Source organism: Polynucleobacter sp. Adler-ghost (assembly GCF_018688495.1).
GTDB lineage: Bacteria > Pseudomonadota > Gammaproteobacteria > Burkholderiales > Burkholderiaceae > Polynucleobacter.
This window is the reverse complement of the sequence record NZ_CP061320.1, coordinates 95,497-115,634: the sequence shown is the minus strand read 5'-3', so window position 1 is coordinate 115,634 and position 20,138 is coordinate 95,497. Positions and strand designations below refer to the sequence as shown.

Annotated in this window: 24 protein-coding genes and 1 tRNA gene; 7 read left to right on the top strand and 18 right to left on the bottom strand. The window is 45.4% G+C overall.

Going from position 1 to position 20,138, the window contains the following annotated elements; all coding sequences use genetic code 11:
* The first annotated feature begins 1 nt into the window (after position 1).
* The 4 genes from prmC (at position 2) to ICV89_RS00665 (ending at position 3,887) form a co-directional block, all read left to right on the top strand.
* Complete coding sequence (gene prmC / locus ICV89_RS00680) at positions 2-850, top strand: peptide chain release factor N(5)-glutamine methyltransferase (RefSeq protein ID WP_215308781.1); 849 nt, start codon at positions 2-4, stop codon at positions 848-850.
* A gap of 102 nt (positions 851-952) precedes the next feature.
* The gene (gene grxD, locus ICV89_RS00675) at positions 953-1,261 is read left to right on the top strand and encodes a Grx4 family monothiol glutaredoxin (RefSeq protein ID WP_215308779.1); all 309 of its coding nucleotides are present in this window, start codon (positions 953-955) and stop codon (positions 1,259-1,261) included.
* A 28-nt stretch (positions 1,262-1,289) separates the two neighbouring features.
* Entirely contained in the window at positions 1,290-2,564 is a 1,275-nt protein-coding gene (gene rmuC, locus ICV89_RS00670) for a DNA recombination protein RmuC (protein WP_215308777.1), read from the top strand.
* A gap of 3 nt (positions 2,565-2,567) precedes the next feature.
* Entirely contained in the window at positions 2,568-3,887 is a 1,320-nt protein-coding gene (locus ICV89_RS00665; RefSeq protein WP_215308775.1) for an MFS transporter, read from the top strand.
* 76 nt (positions 3,888-3,963) lie between these two features.
* Here the strand turns inward: ICV89_RS00665 and ICV89_RS00660 are convergent.
* The 6 genes from ICV89_RS00660 to petA form a co-directional block, all read right to left on the bottom strand.
* Positions 3,964-4,039, bottom strand: a tRNA-Thr gene (locus ICV89_RS00660).
* A gap of 18 nt (positions 4,040-4,057) precedes the next feature.
* Positions 4,058-4,459 (bottom strand): ClpXP protease specificity-enhancing factor, encoded by a 402-nt coding sequence (locus ICV89_RS00655; protein ID WP_215308773.1) that lies wholly within the window; start codon positions 4,457-4,459, stop codon positions 4,058-4,060.
* Positions 4,460-4,490: 31 nt separating this feature from the next.
* Positions 4,491-5,102, bottom strand: a complete 612-nt coding sequence (locus tag ICV89_RS00650; protein ID WP_215308771.1) for a glutathione S-transferase N-terminal domain-containing protein — start codon at positions 5,100-5,102, stop codon at positions 4,491-4,493.
* 78 nt (positions 5,103-5,180) lie between these two features.
* Positions 5,181-5,930, bottom strand: coding sequence for a cytochrome c1 (locus ICV89_RS00645; RefSeq protein WP_251370927.1), 750 nt, complete (start codon positions 5,928-5,930; stop codon positions 5,181-5,183).
* A gap of 53 nt (positions 5,931-5,983) precedes the next feature.
* Positions 5,984-7,384, bottom strand: coding sequence for a cytochrome bc complex cytochrome b subunit (locus ICV89_RS00640; RefSeq protein ID WP_215308767.1), 1,401 nt, complete (start codon positions 7,382-7,384; stop codon positions 5,984-5,986).
* A 10-nt stretch (positions 7,385-7,394) separates the two neighbouring features.
* A complete protein-coding gene (petA, locus tag ICV89_RS00635; protein WP_215308765.1) occupies positions 7,395-7,997 on the bottom strand; it encodes a ubiquinol-cytochrome c reductase iron-sulfur subunit in 603 nt (200 codons plus the stop codon).
* A gap of 136 nt (positions 7,998-8,133) precedes the next feature.
* On the opposite strand from petA, the gene mscL reads away from it, so the two are divergent.
* Positions 8,134-8,562, top strand: a complete 429-nt coding sequence (mscL, locus tag ICV89_RS00630) for a large conductance mechanosensitive channel protein MscL (protein WP_215308763.1) — start codon at positions 8,134-8,136, stop codon at positions 8,560-8,562.
* 357 nt (positions 8,563-8,919) lie between these two features.
* Here mscL and ICV89_RS00625 read toward each other — a convergent pair whose 3' ends face one another.
* Entirely contained in the window at positions 8,920-10,221 is a 1,302-nt protein-coding gene (locus ICV89_RS00625) for a porin (RefSeq protein ID WP_215308761.1), read from the bottom strand.
* A 208-nt stretch (positions 10,222-10,429) separates the two neighbouring features.
* On the opposite strand from ICV89_RS00625, the gene ICV89_RS00620 reads away from it, so the two are divergent.
* Positions 10,430-11,905, top strand: a complete 1,476-nt coding sequence (locus ICV89_RS00620) for a tetratricopeptide repeat protein (protein ID WP_215308759.1) — start codon at positions 10,430-10,432, stop codon at positions 11,903-11,905.
* On the opposite strand, the gene tatC is transcribed toward ICV89_RS00620, so the two are convergent.
* The 10 genes from tatC to hisB all read right to left on the bottom strand — a co-directional run bounded on the left by tatC (position 11,890) and on the right by hisB (position 17,609).
* The gene (gene tatC / locus ICV89_RS00615) at positions 11,890-12,687 is read right to left on the bottom strand and encodes a twin-arginine translocase subunit TatC (protein ID WP_215308757.1); all 798 of its coding nucleotides are present in this window, start codon (positions 12,685-12,687) and stop codon (positions 11,890-11,892) included. The genes ICV89_RS00620 and tatC overlap by 16 nt on opposite strands.
* A gap of 42 nt (positions 12,688-12,729) precedes the next feature.
* On the bottom strand, positions 12,730-13,206 hold the full coding sequence (gene tatB, locus ICV89_RS00610; protein ID WP_215308755.1) for a Sec-independent protein translocase protein TatB: 477 nt from the start codon (positions 13,204-13,206) through the stop codon (positions 12,730-12,732).
* 28 nt (positions 13,207-13,234) lie between these two features.
* Entirely contained in the window at positions 13,235-13,477 is a 243-nt protein-coding gene (gene tatA, locus ICV89_RS00605; RefSeq protein ID WP_215308753.1) for a Sec-independent protein translocase subunit TatA, read from the bottom strand.
* 16 nt (positions 13,478-13,493) lie between these two features.
* Positions 13,494-13,850: a histidine triad nucleotide-binding protein gene (locus tag ICV89_RS00600; protein WP_215308751.1), complete on the bottom strand. Its 357-nt coding sequence runs from the start codon at positions 13,848-13,850 to the stop codon at positions 13,494-13,496.
* 3 nt (positions 13,851-13,853) lie between these two features.
* Complete coding sequence (locus tag ICV89_RS00595) at positions 13,854-14,255, bottom strand: phosphoribosyl-ATP diphosphatase (protein ID WP_215308750.1); 402 nt, start codon at positions 14,253-14,255, stop codon at positions 13,854-13,856.
* Positions 14,256-14,299: 44 nt separating this feature from the next.
* Entirely contained in the window at positions 14,300-14,710 is a 411-nt protein-coding gene (hisI, locus tag ICV89_RS00590) for a phosphoribosyl-AMP cyclohydrolase (RefSeq protein WP_215308748.1), read from the bottom strand.
* 34 nt (positions 14,711-14,744) lie between these two features.
* The gene (gene hisF / locus ICV89_RS00585) at positions 14,745-15,503 is read right to left on the bottom strand and encodes an imidazole glycerol phosphate synthase subunit HisF (RefSeq protein ID WP_215308746.1); all 759 of its coding nucleotides are present in this window, start codon (positions 15,501-15,503) and stop codon (positions 14,745-14,747) included.
* 11 nt (positions 15,504-15,514) lie between these two features.
* Positions 15,515-16,276, bottom strand: coding sequence for a 1-(5-phosphoribosyl)-5-[(5-phosphoribosylamino)methylideneamino]imidazole-4-carboxamide isomerase (hisA, locus tag ICV89_RS00580; RefSeq protein WP_215308744.1), 762 nt, complete (start codon positions 16,274-16,276; stop codon positions 15,515-15,517).
* A gap of 20 nt (positions 16,277-16,296) precedes the next feature.
* On the bottom strand, positions 16,297-16,959 hold the full coding sequence (hisH, locus tag ICV89_RS00575) for an imidazole glycerol phosphate synthase subunit HisH (RefSeq protein ID WP_215308743.1): 663 nt from the start codon (positions 16,957-16,959) through the stop codon (positions 16,297-16,299).
* A gap of 62 nt (positions 16,960-17,021) precedes the next feature.
* On the bottom strand, positions 17,022-17,609 hold the full coding sequence (gene hisB, locus ICV89_RS00570) for an imidazoleglycerol-phosphate dehydratase HisB (RefSeq protein ID WP_215308741.1): 588 nt from the start codon (positions 17,607-17,609) through the stop codon (positions 17,022-17,024).
* A 126-nt stretch (positions 17,610-17,735) separates the two neighbouring features.
* On the opposite strand from hisB, the gene hisC reads away from it, so the two are divergent.
* The gene (gene hisC / locus ICV89_RS00565; RefSeq protein WP_215308740.1) at positions 17,736-18,809 is read left to right on the top strand and encodes a histidinol-phosphate transaminase; all 1,074 of its coding nucleotides are present in this window, start codon (positions 17,736-17,738) and stop codon (positions 18,807-18,809) included.
* A gap of 1 nt (position 18,810) precedes the next feature.
* Here hisC and hisD read toward each other — a convergent pair whose 3' ends face one another.
* Entirely contained in the window at positions 18,811-20,133 is a 1,323-nt protein-coding gene (gene hisD / locus ICV89_RS00560) for a histidinol dehydrogenase (protein ID WP_215308738.1), read from the bottom strand.
* Positions 20,134-20,138: the final 5 nt, after the last annotated feature.

Sequence of the window (20,138 nt, the reverse complement as noted above, 5' to 3'; positions counted from 1 at the left end):
GATGAGCGCCAGTCCGCCCTTACGCGAATTAATAAGCAACTGCGCATTGCCAGCGAATGAAGCGCGGATATTGCTAGCCCACATCCTAGAGAAGCACTACCAACTCCCCCGCTCTGCCCTACTGTCTCGTGATGATATGAGTTTGAATGAGCAAGCTTTTCTGGAATGGGAAAGACTAGTTTCCAGAAGAGCTCTAGGAGAACCTATTGCGTATATCTTAGGCAAGAAGGACTTTCACAATATCGAGTTACAGGTTGGTCCTGGGGTACTTATTCCCCGCCCAGAAACTGAGCTCCTCGTAGAGATTGCCCTTACTGAAATTGCCAAACTTAAAAAACACCCAAGAGTATTGGATTTGGGCACCGGCTCTGGTGCTATTGCACTTTCTATCGCAAGCGCTGCGCCCCTCGCATCAGTGATTGCAACAGATCAATCGACCGAAGCTCTGGCTATTGCAAAGCAAAATGCGCATTCTTTGAGCCTCTTAGATCAAGTCCAGTTTTTACTAGGTAGTTGGTATGCAGCCCTGACCGAACCAAGTCAATTTGATGTGATTGTGAGTAATCCGCCCTACATCGCCCATCAAGACCCCCACCTCACTCAAGGGGATCTCCGTTTTGAGCCTGTATCCGCCCTGACTGATTACGCTAGCGGGTTGAGCTGCTTAGAAAGCATTATTGCAGGTGCAGATCAATACCTAAAACCGGGCGGCTTCATTGCCGTCGAGCATGGCTTTGATCAATCTGAGGCCGTGATGGGGCTTATGAAAGTTGCAGGTTTAATAGACGTGCAGGAGCATCTCGATTTGGCAGGCCACTGCCGAGTAGCTTCTGGACGAAAAAGACTCTAAAACCATCAAAGGGGATTAACCCTTTTCTTAAGATAGCCTTAAAATTAGCTCACTATTAGCAGTAAATCATTATCTTTATATGGCATAAATTCAGGGAAAAATATGGATACTCAAGCAAAAATTCAAGAAATCGTTACTAGCCATCCTGTTGTATTGTTTATGAAGGGCAATGCCCAATTTCCGCAATGCGGCTTTTCCGGTAACGCGATCAATATTTTGCGCGCTAGTGGCGTGGAGAATCTTCATACTGTTAACGTTTTGGAAGATGAGGCAATTCGTCAGGGCATTAAGGAATTTGCTAACTGGCCAACTATTCCTCAGCTCTACATCAATGGTGAATTCATTGGTGGCTCAGACATCATGACTGAGATGTTCCAAAGCGGTGAGTTGAAAAAACTTGTACAAGGCTAATTTCACAAAATCTGCATAGCTCATATTTGTGACTTTTGACTTAAGCTCTCTTTTACTATTTGGCCTGCCATTGGGTTTATGTGCAGGCCTTTTAGTCTATGCGCTCAATTTACGCTCAGCCCTCACTAGAGCTGAACAACAAATTCAACATGATGCTGCGCTCACTACCAGCTTACGATTAGAGAAAGACCAGGCATTACAGAATGCTATTAGACTTGAGGCAGCACTAGACTCCGAGCGTAAACAGGGCTTAGGAAGAATTGAATCCCTCAATGAGGCTAAAGAGGCGCTGACTAGTCAATTCAAAAATCTTGCCAATGAAATTTTGGAAGATAAGTCTAAGCGCTTTACCGAACAAAACGTTGCTAGTTTAGATGCTCTTCTAAAGCCGCTACAAACTAAGCTTTCGGAATTTAAAGAGCAGGTAAATACTTCCTACGGTAACGAGGCACGTGAGCGTTTTGCCCTCAAGAGCGAGATCGAGCGTCTAGCCAATCTGAATTTACGCATGTCAGATGAGACACGTTCGCTGACCCAAGCACTGAAGGGCGATTCTAAGGTGCAAGGTAATTGGGGTGAACTGGTTTTAGAGTCTATCCTAGAGTCTTCAGGTTTAAGAAAGGGCGAAGAGTATCTAGTTCAGGATAGCCATACGCAAACTGATGGCTCACGTCTTCAACCTGACGTAGTAGTTAAACTACCAGAGGGTAGAAGCTTGGTAGTTGATAGCAAGGTTTCCATCACTGCGTATTCACGTCATGCAGAAGCAACTGATCCGACAGTCTCAGAGCAAGAATTAGCCGCTCATATTCAGTCCCTTCGCCAACACATTCAAGGACTCTCAAGTAAGAACTACAGCTCTTTGTATGGCATTGGCTCGGTAGACTTTGTATTGATGTTTGTGCCCATTGAGCCTGCATTCCTGCTAGCCTTGAAGACAGCACCGAATTTGTACCAAGAGGCACTAGCCAAGAATATTGTGCTCGTATGCCCAAGTACTTTGATGGCCACCCTTAGAACTGTTGCGCATCTCTGGCGCCAGGATCACCAAAATCGCAATGCTCTAGAAATTGCCAAACAATGTGGAACGCTCTATGACAAATTTGTTGGCTTTGTTGATGACCTTGAAAAACTAGGTCAACGTCTAGATCAAGCACAAACAAGTTACCACGATGCCTTTAATAAGCTGAAATCTGGTAAAGGCAACCTGATTCGTTCTGCAGAAAAAGTGCGTGAGCTCGGTGTTAAGCCTAGTAAAAACTTATCTGCGCCCCTCATTGAATCGTCAACCGACTCTGAATAAAAATTGACAGCTACGCACGCATCAGAAACACAGACCTCATCACCCTCCTATAGAAAAGTAGCTATTGCAGCTTGCTTTGGAACCTTTCTTGAGTGGTATGACTTTCTGACCTTTGCTACTCTTGCAGTCGTTTTTGGCCCCCTCTTTTTTCCCTCAAGCGATCCTAGTACGGCCTTGTTAGCCAGCCTAGCAACCTTTGGTGTTGGCATGGTGGTCAGGCCCATTGGAGCAGCGATATTTGGCAGTATTGGCGATCTTATTGGGCGGCGCCCCGTCTTTATGATCACGATTACCCTGATGGGAATTGCTACGGTGTGCGTTGGCTTTTTGCCGACCTATGCTCAGGTTGGAATCTGGGCACCGATTTTGCTCGTGAGCCTCAGACTACTTCAAGGCCTCTCGGCAGGAGGAGAAATTGGGGGCAGTGCGGTCTATCTAACGGAACATGCTGGAGATACCAATCGAGGCTTTAAGACCAGCTTCTTACAACTCATGGGGCCACTTGGCATCTTGGTATCCACACTCCAAATTGCCTTGCTACAAACCTATCTTACCCAAGAAGAATTTCTATCCTGGGGCTGGCGTGTGCCATTTTGGGTTTCACTTATTCTCCTGCTGATCTCATTTAAAGCCCGCATGGCTCTAGAAGAGACGCCGATCTATTTGCAACTCAGTAAAACAGAGGCCAAGTCTAAAAGTCCTTTGCGCGACAACCTGAAAGATCCAGAAACCAGAAAGAGAATGTTTTTACTTTTCTTCTGCATCTCTGCTGGTGGTGCAGTACTGTTTTTCTGTGTACAGGTTTATACCTCGGTCTTCCTAAAGACTACCGTAAGGCTTGCCCCTCAGTTAGTAGATCAGCTCAGTGTCTATGCAACAGTTGCGTTATTGCCTTTGACAGTATTTGCGGGATGGCTCTCAGACAAGATTGGCAGAAAACCTGTGGTTGTTAGTGGCCTTATCTTAGGCGCCACACTAATACTGCCGGCGTTTTATTTACTACAAAGTAATAGCAAATCTATCTTATTGATAGCTGGAGTCTTGATTGGCTTATCAGCAATCCTTGCACTGGTAGTGGGCCCACAAACAGCCCTACTTGCAGAGCTATTCCCAGCTAAAACTAGAAATAGCGCAGCCACACTTCCGCACAATCTAGCTGCCGGGTGGATAGGTGGGCTTTTACCATTTGTTGTGACCTGGCTGAATCAGCACTGGGAAAGCAATCTTGCGGGGCTTTGGTATCCAACTGTTTTCTTGGCTGGCGGGGCAGTCGTAGCAATAATTTACTTACCCGAAACTAGAAGAGCGAACCTACTCAATTAGGTGACCTGCAAAGTACTTGAATACAGGTCCCGGAATTGAAAAAACCTAAGCTCGTGAGAACTTAGGTTTGGAATTTTGGTGCCCCTTGTCCGACTCGAACAGACCACCTACTGATTACAAATCAGTTGCTCTACCAGATGAGCTAAAGGGGCAACGGTAAATATTTTAACCTATTTCACAATCGTCAAGGCAGGTCGGCTGGCTTTAGGCTTTTCAGCATTCTCGGGAGCGCCTTCTTTAAGTTTGCCGGCCTGACTAGCATCAAAGGGAAAGGACATGCCCTGACCATTTTCTCGTGCATAGATTGCTAAAACATGGCTTACGGGAACCATAATTTTTCTTGGGACTCCGCCAAATCTTGCCTGAAAGCTGATCCAATCATTATCCAAATTCAGTTGATGGCAGGCCTCAAGAGAGAGATTTAAAACGATTTCATCCTTCTTTACAAACTCCATAGGCACTTCAACGCTAGAGTCCACAAAGACCGCCATGAAGGGCGTAAAACCAAAATCCGTGCACCACTGATGTAGGGCACGGATTAGGTACGGTTTGTTGCTTGGGATATCAGACATGCTTATTCTGCTAGCCTGAGTAATGAGCCGCTTAGCGACGCATTACCTTTTCTGATGGAGTCAATGCTTCAATGTAGGCAGGTCTGCTGAAAATACGCTCAGCGTATTTCAAGAGAGGAGCTGCATTACGCGAGAGATCAATACCGTAATGCTCCAAACGCCACAATAAAGGAGCAATTGCTACATCCAGCATAGAAAACTCTTCACCCAGCATATATTTGTTCTTCACAAAAATGGGTGCAAGCTGAGTTAAGCGATCACGAATAGCTAAACGTGCTTTTTCATGAGCCTTCTCAGCTGCTTTACCTTTTTCATTCTCTAATGCAGCTACATGCACAAACAACTCTTTTTCAAAATTGAAGAGGAATAGACGTGCGCGTGCGCGAGCAACAGGATCAGGCGGCATCAATTGCGGATGAGGAAATCGCTCATCAATATATTCATTAATGATGTTTGACTCATACAAAATCAAATCACGTTCGACCAAGATTGGAACTTGGCCGTAAGGGTTCATGACCGAGATGTCTTCTGGCTTGTTAAACAAGTCCACATCACGAATTTCAAAGTCCATGCCTTTTTCAAAAAGCACCAGACGGCAGCGTTGCGAGAATGGGCAGTTTGTGCCCGAGTACAACACCATCATAAATTTATTTCCTTAAATATCTACTTCAATACAACAAACGCACAAACAACTGCGACTTTAACTCTTAAAAACCTTGGCTTAGTGAATGTCTTTCCAGTAAGCCTTATTCAAACGCGAAGCTACCAACGTGAAAATTGCCAAGAAAATTAACACGATCACACCCAAACGCTTACGCTCAAGTTGTACTGGCTCAGCCATCCATGACATGAAGGCAACTAGGTCAGCAATGTTATCGTCGTACTCTTGCGACTTCATTGTTCCTGGAGTCAACTGCTCAAATCCAACAAACTTTTTCTCTACACGGCTTGCATCATGTGGGTCTGGACGCTCTTCAAACTTTGCAGCACGCTCACCCTGCAACTGCCAGAGAACATGAGGCATACCAACGTTTGGATACACTAAGTTATTCCACCCGGTTTGAGTGGTGTCGTCTTTGTAGAAAGTACGGAAGTAGGTATAGAGCCAATCCGTACCACGCGCACGCGCTTCTACTGACAAGTCTGGTGGAGTTTTACCAAAGAAAGCCTTGCCGTCTTTAGGTGACATGGAGATAGTCATCAAGTCACCAACTTTAGCATCCGACAAGATCAAGTTATCTTTGATTTGCTGATCTGTCAAACCAATGTCACGTAAGCGGCTATAACGCATGCTAGTAGCTGAATGGCAGTTCAGGCAATAATTCACAAATATCTTGGCGCCGTTTTGCAAAGAAGCATTATTACTAACGCGATTTGGTGCAGTCTCCAATGGGAAACCACCCTCGCTTGCATTTGCATTTAAACCAAAACCAAGGGTGGCAATCAAGGCTGTCGCCTGGCAGACGCCCATGACAGTGTGCAGAATTCGTTTCATACTAGTTCCTAATTTCTCGGATATCTGAATTAATGGGACTTAAAAGTAACGCGAGTTGGAACTGGCTTGAACGTACCAAGCTTGCTCCAGAAAGGCATCGCCAAGAAGAAGCCCAGATAATAAATAGTGCAAATCTGAGAAATCTTTTCAAATACTGGTGATGGCGGCTCGATACCCAAATAACCTAAGATCACAAAGGTCAAGACAAAGATGCCATAAATATATTTATGGAACTGTGGGCGGTAACGAATTGATTTCACCGGAGAATGATCCAACCATGGCAGGAAGAAGAGGATCACAACGGAGCCACCCATAATCACAACACCCCAGAACTTCGCATCAAAGGCATAGAAACCGGCAGCCAATACCAAGGCGATTGCTACACATGCGCCTTTGACTCTGAGATCATTAGACTTCAGGGCGAACATCGACAAAATCACTGCCAAGAAAATCCATAACGGCAGTAAGAAGTTAGACGTTGTTGCGCGTAGCATTGAATAGAACGGCGTGAAATACCAAACCGGTGCAATGTGCGTCGGAGTAACAAATGGATTTGCTGGAATGAAGTTATTCGCTTCCAAGAAATATCCACCCATTTCTGGGGCAAAGAAAACAATCGAGGCAAAAATGATCAAGAAGCCACCAAGGTACATCACATCATGAACGCTGTAGTAAGGGTGGAATGGAATGCCATCCACCGGATGACCATTTGCATCTAATGTATTTTTGATTTCTACGCCGTCTGGATTGTTAGAACCCACTTCATGCAATGCAAGAATGTGAGCTGCAACTAATCCAATTAATACCAATGGAATAGCAATCACGTGGAATGCGAAGAAGCGATTGAGTGTTGCATCGCCTACTACGTAGTCACCACGCAACCATAAGGAAAGGTCTGGACCAATCAATGGAATTGCAGAGAATAAGTTTACGATCACCTGAGCGCCCCAATAGGACATTTGACCCCATGGGAGTAGGTAGCCGAAGAACGCCTCACCCATCAAGCACAAGAAGATTGCGCAACCAAAGATCCAAATGAGCTCACGTGGCTTGCGATATGAACCGTAGATCAAGCCACGGAACATATGCATGTAAACCACTACAAAGAACATTGAGGCGCCAGTGGAGTGCATGTAGCGGATCAACCAACCCCATGGTACTTCGCGCATGATGTATTCAACAGATTCGAAAGCCTTCGCTGCATCTGGCTTGTAGTTCATTACCAAGAAAATGCCGGTAATGATCTGGATTGCCAAAACTACAATCGCTAGTGCGCCAAAAATATAGAAAAAATTCAGGTTTTTAGGAGCGTAATACTCACTCATGTGACGCTTAAATGCATCTGTCACCGGTAAACGCGAATCCACCCAAGCCATTAACTTCACTGCGACGGAAGCGTTTGCTGGGACTTCTTTTTCTTGAAATGCCATTTATTTCTCCTTAGGCCTTCTTATCTTCGCCAACCAGAATTTTGGTGTCGCTCAAATACATATGTGGCGGTACTTCCATATTGTCTGGGGCTGGTTTGTTCTTAAATACGCGGCCGGCCATATCAAAGGTTGAACCATGACATGGGCAGAGGAAACCACCCTGCCATGTGTTTGGCAAAGAAGGTTGGGGACCTGCCTCAAACTTAGGCGTAGGGGAGCATCCCAAATGGGTGCAAATACCAACTACAACCATATATTCAGGCTTAATTGAGCGCCATTGATTCTGGGCATAAGGCGGGGTAAATTGAGCTGGATCCCTTAAAGAATCAGGGTCTGCAAGCTCTGCATCAATCTTGGAAAGCTCGGCAACTTGTTCAGGAGTACGGCGAACTACCCAAACTGGCTTACCGCGCCACTCAACCATGCGCATTTCGTCTGGCTGCATACCAGAGATATCGATCTCAACAGCGGCTCCAGCGGCCTTGGCGCGCTCAGAAGGCTGAAAACTGTCCACAAAAGGGTAAAGGGCTGCGGCCGCACCAACACCGCCGACCGCTGAAGTGGCGATCAACCAATTACGGCGATCCTTATCCATACTGGGCTTGTCACTCATTTACAAAATTCCTCGAAAAGAGCATTTATAGGTAAAAATACTTAAAGGAGAGATTTTAAAGTAAAAATGGAGTATTCATCAAAGTTATGGGGTTAATTTTGAGTTAATCCCGATCCAAGCAAAATGAAAGGTATTTATGACTGTTTTAAAGGAATTCCGGGTCTTTGCGGTTAAGGGAAATGTCATTGATTTGGCGGTTGGCGTGATTATTGGCGGAGCTTTTGGGAAAATTGTGGATTCCCTCGTAAATGATATCGTGATGCCTGTGATTTCCACCCTTTTGGGAGGTCATATTGACTTCACAAACCTATTTTTAGTCTTAGGCAATATCCCTGCAGGGGTTCCTAGAACCTTTGATGCCCTCAAGAAAGCTGGAGTACCCATCTTTGCCTACGGCAACTTCATCACCATCTCTATTAACTTCATCCTGTTGGCGTTTGTAATCTTCCAAATGGTGAAAGTCGTCAATAGAGTAAGAACCATTGATGCCCCAGCGGCAGCACCCACACCAGAAGATGTGCTTTTATTGAGAGAAATTCGTGATAGCTTAATAAGATATCATTAGGTCAAGTGGTCTGGTACCCTTAAGTTTGGTTGGTACAGAGCACGCTGTTATAGCAACCAAAATACTGCATACTCTTTTTGGCGCTGGCAATGTCGTCAGCCTTCTTGTAGAGGTGTTACATGCGCATCACAGAAGTCATTAAACGGCCGCCGCAAAACAAGCATCATAGGCATGCAAGCATAGGTTTGGCTAACACCACAGCGTGTAAAAACTAAACTTATTTTAGGAACACGCGAAACTCAATCAATAGTGTAATAGTCTTCTAATGCGTTTACACAAAAGAATAAACCCACTGGGTTTCCCCAGTGGGTTTATTTAATGCCAAACTAATTTTTTCTAGCTTACGCTAGCGTCAAATTAGAAAGTGTGGCGAACACCAATTGCATAGCTTGAAGCGTTGTAGCTAGTCTGTGCAGAGTAAAGAGCATTTGACGCAGCTGCAGCAGCGCTAGCTGAGTAGAGGCCAGTTGCGGCATTTCTTGTGGCAGTTTGTCCATAAATAGCATACAAATTAGTACGCTTGCTTAAGGCATAATCTGAACCAAGTTGCCAACCATTAAATGCAGCCTTTGGACCATTAGCACCAGTGTTGTTCATGCTACCAGTACCAGCAGAAGCCCAAGCAGTAATAGTAGGCGTCAAGCTAGAGCGTACACCGATCTGCTGAGCAGTTCTCTCTGTAAAAATATTGTTATTGTTTGTGTAAACAACCTTACGAGCAACGTACTGAGCATATGCCTTTAAAATACCAAAGTCATAAGTTGCTGCATAGTACTGTTGTGTGTCACGTGCATTGGTGCCTGGAGTAGAAACACCGCCGTTGTAACCAGCTGAAAATGTAGCTGGAACATCGTATCCACTTGGTACGCCTTCACTTAGGAATGTTTGATAGTTTGCTGTAACTAACAATTTATTCCAGTTATAGTCAGCACCTACACCGTAAGCTTTGGTTGATGTAGTAACTGTAGCCTGACTTGAGTCTTTTCCAGAAGCTACCAACAAGCCTTTTAAATTAAAGCCTGCAAAATTTTCTGATTTTACAACTAAGGCGTTTGAGCTACGAACGGTATAGGAAGTATTCGTAGACATACCAGATCCAGCCTGACCTGAAACACCGCCACCCGCCACGATTTGTTGTGAGCCATAACCGCCTGTACGATCATAAATCACGTTACCATTTACGTTATTGGTACCACCAGCATCGGTAGCTGAAACAGCTTCATGAATAGGGGTGTATTGCATACCAATAGATGCTTGACCAAGTCCTTTTTTACCTAGACCAACAAATGATTGACGATTTGAGGTTGCATTGGTCGAGGAAATACTAGTGGATGAGTCTGGGGATAGTGCCATTTCAACTGTAAAGAATGCAGTGTTACCACCACCTAAATCTTCATTACCCTTGAACCCGAGACGACCGGTGCTTTCGCCGCCGCCAGCAAAACCACTAGTTTGAGTCTTGGAAACAATATTGCCTTGGCTGCCAGCAGCAGTAGCTGCTGTGGCGCTGTTGTTAATTGCAGCACCAGGACCTGCAGCTGTTGAGCTGCTAGATACAAAGCCTGCGTCAATGATACCGTAAACAGTCACTGATGACTGAGCTTGAGCTGCTGACGCAAACGCGCCGATTGCTGCAACTGCTAGTAGCGATTTTTTCATTCTTTAAATCTCCATAAATTGAAAGTAATGCCCAAATAAATTCGGGACTTGTGAATTTTGCTTGTTTTACCCTATTAGGTTGGGGGTCAGGGCATTTAGAGGCTGTTTTTGCTTGTGGAAAGGCAGTTTTTTGGCTTTCTTCGTTGTATCAGGGCAACAAGGACTTTGATTTCTGTCTTTTTAGGGGCTTAGATGCCAAAATTGTCATATGGCAAGCCGTGAGTTCTTAAAAATCCTTCAATCTGCTCGATTAGGTGATGTATCCGCACAACAAAATTTAGCCTCTGCTTATTTAACAGGGGCATTGAAGACTCCAATTCAGCCAGCTAATGCATTGATTTGGCTAGAGAAATCCTATTTATCCATTACAAATCAAGTGGTTAACGATTCCAGCGAAGGTGCTAGTGAAGTTCCGGAGATAGATGCATTCCCCCCAAAAATGCTGGGAATTTTGAAGCAAATTTCCTTAGTTCCACTGGGGCTCACCTTTAATTCACCAGCCTTTTCTTTTGGCTGGGAATCTTTCTGGAGGCTAGCTAAAGCAGATATCAATGTCAGCAATGCTGCGAAATGGCAACTTGCTGAACTACTGCTTGATCCCAGTAAAAAAGTGCTTCAAGGAGAGCTTGCTGAGTGGCTCTTAAAGCAGGAGAGTGATCTCGATTTATCCGCCCTACAAAAAACTGCAAAAGAATTTCTACTTCAGCTAGCGGAATCAGAAACACCCTTCACCAATTTAGCTAAAGAGCTTTTGATTAAGCTCCAACCTAAAGATGAAGCACTCTCCTCCCTGTGGAGCGCTTGGCTCTCAGAAAAGAACGAAGGTGCGCTAGTACAGGCAGCAGAACTCGGACTGACGATTGCAAAACTCACCTTGGGTTTACGTCTTGCTCAATTGAATGAAGTGGGTTCTGATACGAAAGATTCGATTGGGGCTAGCGGCGTCAAATCGAATGCATCTCTTAAGAAAGCGGCTTACTGGTTAGGGCTTGCAGCAAAAGATGGTGATCGAGATGCCTGGTTTGCACTTGGTGAGATTTATCGTCGCCCACAATTCTCTGGATATAACGCCAGTGAAAGTGATCGGTGCTTTGATCGCGCAGCTGATTTGGGTCATCCTGTGGCTCAATTTAGAAGAGGTGCGAACCTCTGGCGCAAACGTGAAAAAGTAGAAGAGAAGGTACGCGGACTTCAAGCTTCCTATTGGATTTGGCAAGCTCACCAACAAGGTGTGCCCGAAGCAAAAGAATTACTCAGTAAAGTTCTAGAGAATGTTGCCAGCCCCAAGAATAATGATTGGTTTGAATTGGCCACTTATGCTGAAAAAGCGTTAAATCATCATGCAGAGCATCAATTAGATGAGGAGTGGATCTTGCTATGCCACCGACTCATTGTTGCCAACCAATTTAACTTGAGCAAAGCAGAGTTGTTACTGTGTGAAGTCGGTCAACTACAACATGAACATTGTGTCGTTGTCGATATTCGCCATGAGCTGCCAAAGATTCTGCCTAGATTAATTCAGATTGATACCACTCAGCAGCGTCGCTCATTGCTTGCAGCGGGAAAAGTGTTTGCGAGTAGCGATGCAGACTTGGAGGGAAATCTAAGACAAAGGCGTTATCGATTTGATCGAGTAACGGAGTGGCTTGCTAGCACCTTCGGACAAAATCAAGTCGTAGCTTGAGTATCTGGCTTTGTAGTTGTATCAGAGTCATCATCTGACGGTTTTGGCACATAAAAGCGCGCAATCAAAAGTCCTAATTCATAAAGCAGAGTCATCGGAATTGCTAGTAGCAATTGTGAGAGAACATCGGGTGGCGTAACGATGGCAGAGACCACAAATGCCCCCACAATGACATAGGGGCGAATCTCTCTAAGCTTTGCCAATGGAACCATACCCATACGTACTAAAACCACAACTACAACGGGCACTTCAAAAGTAAGTCCAAAAGCTAGGAAGGTATTCATGGCAAAGCCAAGGTACTTATCAATATCCGTTGACATCTCCGCGCCCAAAGGAGCGTTATAGCTAGCCATAAACTCAAACACCGTCGGAAATACTAAGAAGTAGGCAAATGCCATGCCAAATATAAAGAGGCTATAGCTACTCACCACCAAAGGCACAATCAGTTTGCGCTCATGCTGATACAGCCCCGGCGCAATGAAAGCCCACAATTGATACATCACAACGGGCAGTGCAATTAAAAAAGCTACCAACATGGTGACCTTCATCGGCACAAAGAATGAACCCGTCACATCGGTCACAATCATCTTGCCACCAGAGGGCAAGGCATTTAACAGTGGTTGCGAAAACAAATGAAAGATATCTGGCGCCCAATAAACAAGGCAGACAAACACCACAATGATTGCTAGTACAGACTTAATAATGCGATCACGTAACTCAAATAAATGAGACAAGAAAGATTCTTGTAGGCCGGAATCTTCTGTTGAGTTCTTTTCAGTCATGCGTGGATGTTTGTATTCTTGTAGTTTTTATGCTTTTATTGCTTACTTATTAGCGCTATGGTGAAAGCGCTTCATGCGAGCTGCACCAGATTGCACTCTTGTACGCATCCCAGTGGAATGCTTAAACCAAACTGGCCTGGCTGCACGCCTGACACCCCAACTCTTACGGCCTTGGCGTATCGATTTACGAAGCACCTCTTTTTCGTCAAGAGGTGCTCTGGTGAAATTATTTTCAAAGATGTCGGCTTGATCACTTAGATTGGCGCCCGCCTCTTGAACGGTAGACTGAAGTGAGCTCTCAACATCTTTAAGGGCGGAGACACTTTCTTCACGGAGTTTCTTGAACTCCTCAACATCCATCTGTCGGCTAACTTCAGATTTGACATCCGCCATATAGCGTTGAGCACGTCCGAATAAATTACCCGCCATACGGGCAATTTTTGGAAGACGTTCGGGACCAACCACCACCAATGCAACTACTGCAATAAGTGCAAGCTTTGAAACTCCGAGATCAATCATTGCAGCTGCGCATTATTTCTATCAACAATTATTTATTGATGTCTTTTGCCTGAACATCCACAGTTTTCTCTGTTGATGCAGTAGCGCTCTGAATTTGTTCCTTGGCTTTATCTTGCGACTCTTCAGTGCCCTCAGGCGTTTTCATACCGTCTTTGAAACCTTTTACAGCCCCACCTAAGTCTGTACCGATATTGCGCAATTTTTTGGTACCAAATACCAACATCACGATTACCAAAACAATCAACCAATGCCAAATGCTAAATGAACCCATTTTTAATCTCCTCGGACTATTTTTTCCAGGGGCGCGGACCGCCCATCACATGCAAATGCAAGTGATAAACCTCTTGCCCACCATCTGCACCATTGTTCACCACCAATCTAAAGCCACCATCTTTTCCGGGACGGCAACCCTGCTCTTTGGCTAGACGCGGTGCTAATTCCATCATTCTACCTAGCAATGGAGCATCTGCCACTTCTGCAGACTCCAGCATGGGGATATGTTTTTTAGGAATCATCAAAAAATGTACGGGTGCGGCTGGGTTGATATCTTTAAAAGCATAGATTTCTTCATCTTCATAGACCTTCTGAGATGGGATTAATCCTTGGGAAATCTTACAAAACAGGCAATTAGGGTCATGCGCCATCAATTACTCCTTATTGGCCGCTTTTCTGGCGGCTTTTTCTTCAATTCCTGAAGTGCCCAAACGACGATTGAGCTCAGCTACAACATCCTCTGGACGCAAGCCAAACTGGGAGAGCGCAATTAAGCAGTGGAACCAAAGGTCAGCCATCTCACCTACCAAGAGCTTTTGCTGTTCAGGATCTAGATTGGAGTTACGCGCATCCTTAGCCGCCATCACCGCTTCAGTAGCCTCTTCACCAATTTTCTTCAAAATCCCATCATCACCCTTCGAAAAGAGCAAAGCAGTATATGAAGTCTTGGGATCTACCTCCCCAGCCTTGAACGCATCACGTCGCTGATCCACCACATCGGCCAAATGAGCCAAAGCGGAATCTAAATTAGTAGGGTTTTGTGCTGGACTAGTCATAAAGTGATTTTATGTCTTTTATTGCCGTAGAGACTCTTAGGGTCTTAATTGTGACCCTTAGACTCATCTACCCAGGCAGACTTACCAGAATCCCACCGCAGAAAAAAACAGCTGTGCTCGCCAGTATGGCAAGCAATACCGTCTTTTTGCTCAACCATGAGCAAAATGGTGTCGCCATCACAATCGAGACGGATTTCTTTTACCTTTTGGGTGTGGCCAGATTCTTCACCCTTATGCCATAGCTTTTGCCTTGAGCGGGTCCAATACACTGCCTCGCCCAAGCGCAGTGTTGCCAATAGCGCATCCCGATTCATCCAGGCCATCATCAAGATGTCTTTACTACCAACTTCCTGAGCAATTACTGGAACTAGACCTTGCTCATTCCAAGTAACGGTATCAAGCCATGCTCCCGCCTCTAGAGACTCAATTGGAGTAAAGGTATTTTTGATGGTCATCTTAGGATTATTTTCTTAGTAGATCTATCTGGACTCAAATACGAACAGGGATGCCTTGGCTCGCCATATATTCTTTTGCCTGGCCTACAGTGTATTCACCATAATGAAAAATGCTTGCTGCCAAAACTGCATCGGCATGGCCTTTGGTAATACCATCGACCAGGTGCTGTAAATTACCAACGCCACCAGAAGCAATAACCGGAACACTTACCGCATCACTCACAGCTGCAGTTAGCTCTAGATCAAAACCATCTTTACTACCATCGCGATTCATGCTGGTGAGCAGAATTTCTCCAGCGCCACGTTTGGCAACTTCAGATGCCCATGCAACTACATCCATGCCGGTAGCAGTTCTACCGCCATGGGTAAAGACCTCCCAATTACCCGCTTCAGTCTTTTTAGCATCAATGGCTACTACGATGCACTGTGAACCGTAATACGCAGCCGCATCAGAAACTAAATCTGGATTGGCCACTGCAGAAGAGTTCATGCTGACCTTATCAGCACCCGCATTGAGTAAACGACGCACATCCGCTACTGCACGCACACCGCCGCCAACAGTCAAAGGAATAAATACTTGGGAGGCAACATCTTCAATAATATGCAGTATCAGATCACGGCCATCAGAGGTAGCAGTAATGTCTAAAAAGGTAAGCTCATCAGCACCTTGAGTGTTGTAGCGCTGAGCAATCTCTACTGGATCACCTGCATCACGCAGACCAACAAAGTTCACGCCTTTAACAACGCGCCCTGCCGTGACATCAAGGCAAGGAATAATTCTTTTAGTTAGCACTGGTCAGCACTTTAGATAATTTTCTTGGCAAACTTGAGAGTTAACTCATCAGCATATTTTTGCGCTGCAGTTAAATCTAAATCACCAGCGTAAATTGAGCGCCCAGCAATGACACCCATAACGCCTTCAGCTTCAGCTTCACACAGAGCTTCAATATCTTGGTTATTAGATAAGCCACCGCTAGCAATTACCGGAATCCGAATAGCTTGGGCCAATTTAATCGTGGCATCCATATTGATACCCTTCATCATGCCATCGCGACCAATGTCGGTATAGATGATGGCTTCGACACCGTAATCTTCAAATTTCTTTGCAAGGTCGATGACTTCATGACCCGTAATCTTGCTCCAGCCATCGGTTGCCACTTTGCCATCCCGCGCATCTAAGCCAACCATGATCTGGCCTGGGAAAGCAGTGCAAGCATCTTGTACAAAGCCAGGACTCTTCACTGCAGCAGTGCCAATAATTACCGTGCTAATGCCGTCATCTAATAAACGTTCAATAGTTTCAAGATCACGAATACCGCCACCTAGCTGAACTGGAATCTCATCACCCACTGCTTTCAAAATAGATTTAATAGCAGATTCATTTTTGAGCTTTCCGGCAAATGCGCCATTCAAATCCACCAGATGTAAACGACGCGCTCCCTTACTAATCCAATGCGCAGCCATTGCGCCTGGATCTTCAGAAAACACAGTGGCTTTATCCATGTCACCTTGTTCGAGTCGAACACAGTGGCCATCTTTTAAGTCAATCGCGGGAATGAGCAGCATAGCGGTAGATTAGAGAAGTATTAAGGTTGCCAAGAAACAAAATTTTTGTAGAGCTTTAATCCGTATTCTGCACTTTTTTCTGGATGAAATTGTGTTGCAAAAATATTATCTCTTGCAACAGCAGAAGTAAACCAATCGCCATATTCTGTTGAGCCGGCAACATCTTCCTTACGCTGCGGCACAACAAAATAACTATGCACAAAATAAAAACTGGTCAAATCCGGAATACCACTCCAAAGCGGATGCTGGCGATCCTGACGAACCTGATTCCAGCCCATATGGGGAACCTTATAGGCGGAACCATCTGACTGCAGTTTGCCGGCCAACTCAAAACGCCGCACTTCACCCGGAATCAACCCCAAGCAAGGGGTCCAGGCCCTACTGGAATTTACCCGTACTTCAGCACTTTGATCAAACAGCATCTGCTCACCTACGCAAACACCTAATAAAGGCTTATTTTTTGCGGCATCAAGCAAGGCTTCCAATAAGCCCGACTCTTCTAGATGTTTCATGCAATCAGGCATAGCACCCTGACCTGGAAGGACTACTCGCTCTGCGCTGAGGATTTCTTCAGGAGTGTGCGCGATCAGAACATTGGCATCGGGTGCCACATGATGAAAGGCCTGATATACGGAACGTAGGTTACCCATTCCGTAATCAACGATCGCAATGGTTTGCGCCAATGGTTTGCCTATGTTCTGTAGTTTTTTGACAGTCTTCTACTCAATGCTAGAAATTTTCTAGATTAGAGGCTGCCCTTAGTGGAAGGAACAACACCGGATGCGCGTGGATCAATCTCTAAAGCCATACGTAATGCGCGGCCAAAGGCCTTGAACACGGTTTCAATCTGGTGGTGAGCATTAATGCCACGTAAGTTATCAATATGCAAAGTGACTCCAGCATGGTTTACAAAACCACGGAAGAACTCGATGCTCAGATCCACATCAAAGTCGCCCACGCGTGCACGGGTAAATGGCACGTTGAACTCCAGCCCTGGACGACCAGAAAAGTCGATCACTACGCGAGACAGGGTTTCATCTAAAGGGACGTAGGAGTGGCCGTAGCGGGTAATACCCGCTTTATCGCCAACTGCCTTAGCAAACGCTTGTCCCAGAGTAATTCCTACATCCTCAACGGTATGGTGGTCATCAATATGGGTATCGCCTTTTGCGATTACTTTGAGGTCAATCATGCCGTGACGGGCAATTTGATCCAGCATATGGTCCAAGAAAGGTACGCCTGAGGCCAGCTCAGCTTTACCTGTGCCATCTAAATTGATAGCAATTTGAATTTTGGTTTCCGAAGTATTTCGGGTAACGTCGGCTTGCCGCATGCTTCAGTACGCCGCGAGGCGAAGTGTTGATTGAAGCCTCATAATATCATTCCTAATACAGATATAAATGCTGATTTTGATTACTAGCGTTTATTCACTTTTGCTGATTTTTGACTAGAGTCCCTCATGAGCCGCTTTTGGAGCCCCGTTGTTCAGACCCTGACCCCTTATGTTCCTGGGGAGCAACCGCAGATGGCGCGGCTGGTAAAGCTCAATACGAATGAGAGCCCTTATGGCCCATCCCCTAAGGCCCTAGCAGCCATAAATCAGCAAAATACCGATGATTTAAGACTTTATCCAGACCCTGAAGGAGCTGCTCTTAAACAAGCCATTGCCGATTTACATGGGCTGGACCCAAAGCAGGTGTTTTTAGGCAATGGCTCCGATGAGGTTCTGGCCCACGTATTTTTAGGCCTGCTAAAACAAGCTAAACCAGTCCAATTTCCAGATATCACCTATAGCTTCTACCCGGTCTATTGCAAGTTATTTGGCATTGACTACCAAACAGTGGCCCTAGGTTCTAATTTTGAGATCCAAACCCAGGGCCTCAAAACTCCTAATGGCGGAATTATTTTCCCCAATCCCAATGCCCCAACCGGTCGAGCTATCCCCCGTTCAGATATCGAAGTCCTAGTTAGCAGAAATACAGATTCCGTAGTGGTGATCGATGAGGCCTACGTGGATTACGGCACTGAGTCTTGTATTCCACTTCTACGCGGTAGTGCTTGCCCAGAAAACCTCTTAGTCGTACATACTTTATCTAAGTCTCGCGCCCTAGCAGGACTTCGCGTTGGATTTGCAGTGGGGCATCCAGCCCTCATTGAAGGTCTAGAGCGTGTAAAAAATAGTTTTAACTCTTACCCGCTAGGTCGCTTAGCTCAAGCAGGGGCAATTGCTGCAATACAAGATCAAGCCCATTTAGAATCGACGAGTAAAAAAGTGATTCAAACTCGCGAGCGCTTAGTTTCTGAATTGGCTTCATTGGGCTTTGATACCTTGCCATCAACAGCGAACTTTATTTTTACGCGTCATCCGAAACATACTGGAGCAAAGCTCTATCAATCTTTACGCGATCGTGGAATGATTGTGCGCCACTTCAAGTCGCCACGCATTGAAGAATTTCTACGCATCACTATCGGCACCGATGATCAAACGAATGAATTGATTGCCGCCCTGAAAGAAATTTTAGCTAGCGCTTAAATTATTTCTTTAGGCGCATCTCAGCAGCGCGGGCATGAGCTGTTAAGCCCTCACCGTGTGCGAGAGTGCTAGCAACAGCACCTAAGGTTTGAGCGCCTGCTTCACTTACTTCAATCATGCTCGAGCGCTTAATGAAGTCATACACGCCTAATGGGGATGAGAAACGCGCTGTGCGTGCTGTTGGTAAGACATGATTTGGGCCTGCGCAATAATCACCCAAAGATTCGCTAGTGTAGTTGCCCATAAAGATGGCGCCAGCATGACGGATTAACTCAGCCCACTTGCGCGGCTCAGCAGCACAAATCTCCAAATGCTCAGCAGCAATAGCATTGGCAATCTCACAGGCCTCACCCATATCTTTTACCTGAATCAATAAAGCGCGATTGGTAAGTGATGTTTCAATCACTTTCTTTCTCGGCATCTCAGGCAATAGCTTGTTAATACTATTTTGCACTTGTTCAATAAATTGCTTTTCCGGGCAAAGCAAAATAGATTGCGCTAATTCATCGTGCTCCGCTTGAGAAAACAAATCCATTGCAATCCAGTCGGGATTACTGGAGCCATCACAGAGAACCAAAATTTCTGATGGGCCGGCAATCATGTCGATACCAACGGTACCAAATACTCTGCGCTTAGCGGCTGCTACATAGGCATTACCAGGGCCAACAATTTTGTCGACCGCAGGAATAGTCTGCGTGCCATAAGCTAAAGCACCAACTGCTTGCGCACCACCAATCGTAAAGACGCGATCAACACCGGATAAGTAGGCAGCAGCCAAGACCAAAGCATTGCGAGCGCCATCTGGAGTAGGCACCACCATGATGACTTCTTTAACACCAGCAACTTTTGCGGGAATCGCATTCATCAGAACAGAAGAGGGGTAAGCCGCTTTACCACCTGGCACGTAAATGCCAACACGATCTAAGGCGGTAACTTTTTGACCTAAGCGTGTGCCATCAGCCTCTTCATACTCCCAAGAGTGACAACCTGCTTCAATTCTTTGTTTCTCGTGATAAGCCCGCACTCTCTGCGCGGCAATATCAAGCGCATTTTTTTGCTCAGCCGATAAACCGTCATAGGCTTTTTTTAATTCTGCTTGAGAAATCTCTAACTCATTAACGCTGGCTACATGTAAGCGATCAAACTGCTTTGTGAAATCTAGTACCGCAGCATCACCATTCGCTTTTACTTGTGCCAAGATTTTGACTACCGCAGCATCAATCGCCTCATCATCCGCCATCGGCAAAGAAAGGCTAGACAGTAGCGTTTCTTTGAACCCAGCATCTTTGCTATTAAGGCGTTTTACTTTGACGTCTGCTGACATATGAA